A 4662-nucleotide genomic window follows, 5' to 3' on the forward strand; every position below is an offset into this window, starting at 1 on the left:
CAACCCAAAACCGCAGGCCAGAGGCACAGGAGCCCGACGGGCTCAAGATAATGCAGAATCAGATGGGCCACGAACATGCCTCCACCACGGGGATCTACCAGTTTGTCAGCGATGACTTTCGCAACGCCACGCTCCGCGCGGCCCTGGACCGCACCATGGACGAAGTCCTGGGCGTGCAGCTGCGGGGGCAATGGTGAGGCGCGAAGTCGAATACAAATGGCGGCTTTCGGAGCTCATGGCAGCCCGGGGACTTCACAACACCACCGACCTCATCCCTCTTCTGGCTGAGCGCGGCATCACCCTCTCACGGCCACAGGTCTACCGGCTCGTCAACCAGAAACCGGAACGCGTCGCATTGCAGGTCATCGCCGCGATCTGCGACATCTTTTCCTGCGGCCCCGAGGACCTCATCACCGTCACAGCCGCCGACGCTCGAGCCCGGAAAACCGGCACCAGCGCCCCCAACGTCGTCGACTTGAACCGCACCGTCAGACCACGACGGGCACGCATCATCGACGATGACCACTGAGCAACCCCAAGGCCTGACTCCGCGGAACACCAGCCGCGGCCGGCCCCGCACCACCGGGACCGCGACGTGCGCACGCTGCGGCCGGGCCGCCGGCAAGACACGAGCCACCTGGCCTGAAGGAAAAATCTGCGGACCCTGTTTCACTACAGCCACCCGCACTCACGGGACCTGCCCCGACTGCGGCCAGCACCGGTTGCTGCCCGGACCGCCCTCGGCCGCCGGGGGTCCCCGCTGCGCACCCTGCGCCGACATCCTCCATGACTTCCACTGCAGCCGCTGCAACACGGAAGGCGAGTTCTACCGGCGTGGCATCTGCGCCCGCTGCGCCCTCCGGGACGACCTCAATGAACTGCTGCTCACACACGGGGCCGCCCAAGAGACAGTGAGCAAGATCGTTGATGTCCTCTGCAAGGCGGACCGGCCTGAGAGCATCATCACTTGGAAACGCTCCCCCAAGGTCCAAGCCCTTCTTGTTTCTCTGTCATGCGGAAAGACTCCCTTGACGCACGAAGGCTTCGACGCGGCAGCTGAGTCGGCGGAACGACCAGCCAATCACCTGCGGGCCCTGTTCATCCATCACGGGCTCCTCCCCTACCAGGACCCGCATCTGGCCCGGTTCGAGACCTGGATTAACGACAAACTCCGCGACCTGGCTGAAGAAATTGCTAAGCCCGTCCTGCAGTTCGCCACCTGGCATCACCTCCGTCGCATCCGGTCCATGACAACACCGGAGAAGAGCGCCCAAGCCCCGGTGCACTCCGCCAAACAAGAGATCACCGAAACTATCAAATTCCTGGCCTGGCTCCGGGATACCCACCAGCGGACTGCCGCGAACTGCAACCAGCAAGACGTCGAAACCTGGCTCGCCACCGGACCGACAACCAGGAAAGCCATCCGCACGTTCATTGTCTTCATCAAGAACACCGGCACAAACCACCGGGTGGAGATGGGCCACTACACCGCGAAATCACGGCCAACGATCACCCAGGACCAGCGCTTGGCATGGCTGCGGGAACTACTCACAGGCACCAGCGAGTCCCTGCCCTACCGAATCGCCGGCGCGCTACTGCTTCTCTATGCCCAACCACTGGTCAGGGTTGCCAAACTCCGTGTCGACGCCATAGAGACCAACGAAACCACCGGGGCTATGCGGGTCACCTTAGGTCTCCACCCAGTGCCCACCCCCGAGCCTGTCACGGAACTCATTCGAGAGCACCTGGCAAACCGGCCAAACCTCAGAACCGGTTCAGATACCCAAAGCCCTTGGCTCTTTCCCGGAACACGAGCCGGCCAGCCTCTTCACCCGAACACCATCATGGACAGGCTCCGCAGCCTCGGTATCGACCTGCGCGGCGCACGAAACACCGCCCTCGACGAACATCTCCTAGCCTCACCGCCACCACTGGTCGCCGACGCCCTCGGATACGGCCACCAAATCGCCTTCCTCCACGCCGACGCAGCAGGCGACGCCTGGTCACGCTACGTCAACCTGCGAAGTAGACCTTGAGCTTTCTCGAACCTGTGACCTTCAGGCTGCGCTAGGCTCACCCCATGACGGCGCGTGGTCAAGCTCGAGAACCGGAGTTTGGAGGGATTGCTCTTGAAAAAGGTCTTCTTGTTCGGGTGGGTGCTAGTTGCTGCCATTGGTGTTTACGTTGGCGCAATCGTCCAAGATGAGGGCTCTCGCATTGCAGCTTTCGCAGCTGCTGCCTGTGCTGCTGCTGTCGCAGTGTTTGAGCTCGTAGGGCTACTACGCCATGGACACGGGAGGTCAAGAACGAGTGTCGAACGCAAGCACCCTGAGAACTGAGCGCGGGTGTCTCCCTGCATGTCCCAACCACGGGCCCTATGGGAGGAATACGCCCACGTCCAATCCGCAGGGATGCCAGTAGTTTGCTTTAAGCTTCAAGTGAACTGCTATTTTCAGAATACACCTACCACTCCTGCTGCCCAATCAGAACGGGGCTAACACCGGACACTGAGGAGTACCGACCCGTCTCCTCTCCAGCTTTGGCCAGCCCACAGTTCCGCTTGTTTAGCGTTGCATTTTCGTTGCTTTCCTTTTGCAAGCCTGCGATGATGGAGAGATGGAAGCAACGACCCGGCATGACATTCACCTGGGGACCACCCGGATGAATATCCACGACCTTGTGCGCGAACTCAATGAGAATCTGGGTACGACCGTTGTCCAGACCATGGCCGGAGTGAAGGACCGCACGTCTCCGTTTCGCTGGGCGAAGCCTGACGGCCCGGAGCCCCGCCCGGAGGTCGAGTCACGCCTGCGCCTGGGTCATCGTGTCTGGAAGACACTTGAGCTCGCTGAAGGAAAGCATGTTGCGTTGGCCTGGTTGATGGGCGCCAACCCGCGCCTGGACGAGGAACTTCCTGTCCTTTACATTCAGCAGCTGCGTTCCCGGGAGGTTTTGGGGGCAGCCGAATCGTTCGTGAATGACACTTACGCCGCATGATCACGGCCGACAAGGTTCGCCGGTGCGACTTGACGGGGCTGACTCTTGTTGGGGCTGCCGGCGAGATTTCGTTCAGGGTGGCGAAGGACCGTTACGGTGCGTTGTCGGTCAGGAAGAATTCCATCGTTGGCCCGATGCCTATCGGAACGGCCGCAGGCAGCGATTCCCGGGGACGGTACGACAGCATAGGCTCGACGATCTATCTCGCCGACTCCCGCCAGTGCGCCTACGCCGAGGTATTGCTTGGCTTCCGGCAGCAGCGCGCGTCCGTTGCCAAGGCCGCGGAATCCATCGGATGGACGGTCGAGGACTACATCGCCAGTGTCCGGGCCCAGGCCGAGGAGAACGGGATTGACGTCCCATGGGCCATATCCGTGGACTGGCAAATGGACCGTTCGATTTACGAAATTCGCCTCCCTGGTCAGGGGTGGTGGGTTCAGATAGACGACGCGGCCACCCTCCGCGCCCTTGAAGCCCTCACACCAACCACGGCGGGGCTGACCGAACGCTTGCAGCTCCTCACGGCCGGCTCCCTCACCGGTGACGACCGTGATCTGACAACCCTGCTCGCGCACGTTATCCGCGGAACGGTGTTAGACGATGGCTCAGAACCACTGGGTATCAGCTACCCGTCAAAAACACTGACTGGAAGGTGCTGGGCCTACTGGGACCGACGGGCTGACGAAGGCCTCTCCCCCAGCCGCAACGGCCTCCTGCAGCTGACCTCCGAAAATGTCGGACCGGACCCTGAATTCCACCGTGTAGCCGAACTGTACGGTCTACCGGTCCTCGGAGCTCGCCCGTGAAATCAAGGAAATCTTCCGAGCGCCGCTCCGATAGGCCGCCAACCGCTGGCGGCTGCAGGACTTGCCGGCCGTTGGCAGAGGGGTCCCGGCTAGATCAGGCATCAGGTTCTTCGCCACTCTGAGGCTGCTCGGGGGTAATGCGCTGCAGCAGCGCGTCATGGGCTTCCTGGAGCGCGTCCGCGCGGGCCTGCGCGGCGGCCGCCCGGGTTGCTGCTGCCGCAGCTTCGGCCGCTGCTTCCTGGCCGGCTGAGCGGGCCTGCTCTAACTGCTCGGCATTGGTGGTTAGCTGGCGTTCCAGCTCCTCTATTTTGGCCACCAGCTCGGAGACAGCGGACTCCTTTTCGGCCGTCACTTTGTCGAGGTCGGCAACAAGCTCGGCGACCTCTTCATTCAGCTCCTTTTTCTCCCGGGCCCAGAGCTCGCCGGTGGCGGCGTGGCGCTCGTTCGCAATGGTGGACGCTTCCGCCCAGACAGCCCCGGCCAGACGCGCCGCCTGCTCGAGGATGGCCGGCGGGGTCGCCGCGACCTGACCTCCTGCGGACTGCTTCTCCTCGGCCCATTCCTTCAGATAGCGGGTGGCGTCGGCGTTACTAACGCCCGCAGCAGATCGAACAGTGGACACGGTCGGGCGCCGCTCGGCGCTGATCTGCTCCGCGGCAGCAAAAACCCGGTCTTTAGCACTCGAACTCATTCGAAAACCCTCAGTAGTAGTAGTAGGAGTAGTACCAAAACTACTCCTACTACTACTAATCGGCAATACCGCGCTGTCCCGGGGCCCGCGGTTCCCCGTCCATGTGGGTGGGGTAGGTGTAATTCCCACGGAGGTTGTGAACGCGGCTGATGGGGGTTTTGCCTCCGA

Annotated in this window: 5 protein-coding genes and 1 pseudogene; 5 read left to right on the forward strand and 1 reads right to left on the reverse strand. The window is 62.4% G+C overall.

What is annotated here, in order from left to right; translation table 11 throughout:
- The 5 genes and pseudogenes from OCL88_RS20760 to OCL88_RS20780 all read left to right on the forward strand — a co-directional run.
- Positions 1 to 197 (forward strand): annotated as a pseudogene (locus OCL88_RS20760) (hypothetical protein); the annotation flags it as partial.
- On the forward strand, positions 191 to 529 hold the full coding sequence (locus tag OCL88_RS20765) for a helix-turn-helix domain-containing protein (RefSeq protein WP_013603025.1): 339 nt from the start codon (positions 191 to 193) through the stop codon (positions 527 to 529). The pseudogene OCL88_RS20760 and the gene OCL88_RS20765, both read left to right, overlap by 7 nt.
- Positions 519 to 2036: a recombinase XerD gene (locus OCL88_RS20770; RefSeq protein ID WP_264963805.1), complete on the forward strand. Its 1518-nt coding sequence runs from the start codon at positions 519 to 521 to the stop codon at positions 2034 to 2036. Before OCL88_RS20765 ends, OCL88_RS20770 begins: the two co-directional genes overlap by 11 nt.
- Positions 2037 to 2616: 580 nt before the next feature.
- The gene (locus OCL88_RS20775) at positions 2617 to 2997 is read left to right on the forward strand and encodes a hypothetical protein (RefSeq protein ID WP_264963806.1); all 381 of its coding nucleotides are present in this window, start codon (positions 2617 to 2619) and stop codon (positions 2995 to 2997) included.
- On the forward strand, positions 2994 to 3803 hold the full coding sequence (locus tag OCL88_RS20780) for a hypothetical protein (protein ID WP_264963807.1): 810 nt from the start codon (positions 2994 to 2996) through the stop codon (positions 3801 to 3803). Before OCL88_RS20775 ends, OCL88_RS20780 begins: the two co-directional genes overlap by 4 nt.
- A 94-nt stretch (positions 3804 to 3897) precedes the next feature.
- On the opposite strand, the gene OCL88_RS20785 is transcribed toward OCL88_RS20780, so the two are convergent.
- Positions 3898 to 4494, reverse strand: coding sequence for a DNA-binding protein (locus OCL88_RS20785; RefSeq protein ID WP_264963808.1), 597 nt, complete (start codon positions 4492 to 4494; stop codon positions 3898 to 3900).
- Between the last annotated feature and the right edge of the window lie 168 nt (positions 4495 to 4662).

It is taken from the genome of Paenarthrobacter sp. PAE-2 (assembly GCF_026013155.1).
GTDB lineage: Bacteria > Actinomycetota > Actinomycetes > Actinomycetales > Micrococcaceae > Arthrobacter > Arthrobacter ureafaciens.

Coding starts and splice junctions, on each gene's coding strand:
- OCL88_RS20765 (WP_013603025.1), top strand. CDS start 191: ATGGTGAGGCGCGAAGTCGAATACAAATGGCGGCTTTCGGAGCTCATG.
- OCL88_RS20785 (WP_264963808.1), bottom strand. CDS start 4,494: ATGAGTTCGAGTGCTAAAGACCGGGTTTTTGCTGCCGCGGAGCAGATC.
- OCL88_RS20775 (WP_264963806.1), top strand. CDS start 2,617: ATGGAAGCAACGACCCGGCATGACATTCACCTGGGGACCACCCGGATG.
- OCL88_RS20770 (WP_264963805.1), top strand. CDS start 519: ATGACCACTGAGCAACCCCAAGGCCTGACTCCGCGGAACACCAGCCGC.
- OCL88_RS20780 (WP_264963807.1), top strand. CDS start 2,994: ATGATCACGGCCGACAAGGTTCGCCGGTGCGACTTGACGGGGCTGACT.